Here is a 341-nt window from a genome sequence, read left to right on the forward strand (position 1 = left end):
TACTGCACTGGCCACCATGATTGCCCGCAAGGCTTCGATCATGGCGGCAAGGCTGGAGGAACAAGCGATCCGGGCAATGGTTCGCGATGCCCAGCGCGCACTAGACCGAGGGCTGGCCGTGGCAGATATCGCCCGCGAGATGGAGTTACTGCCCGCCGGCGCCGCGAAAGCAAAAAACACCGAGAAAAACAGTTGAAAACACCCAAATGAGAGCGATTCGCGCCGTAAGGGTGGGGGCGGGTCGAAAGTCTGGGCCTTTCCGCTTCTAGACCGCGCCCTCAGTCGTTTTTTCACACCCGCGAAATTAAAAACCCAGGAGTTGACCATGAAAAGAGATATTC

Annotated in this window: 1 protein-coding gene; it reads left to right on the forward strand. The window is 57.2% G+C overall.

Annotation, left to right across the window (positions count from 1 at the left end):
- Window positions 1-196, forward strand: a 196-nt coding sequence (locus AC3XQU_RS23375; protein ID WP_489876538.1) for a hypothetical protein, incomplete at its 5' end; no start/stop codon positions are given.
- Between the last annotated feature and the right edge of the window lie 145 nt (window positions 197-341).

The organism is Telluria sp. AZSoR62, from assembly GCF_058111565.1.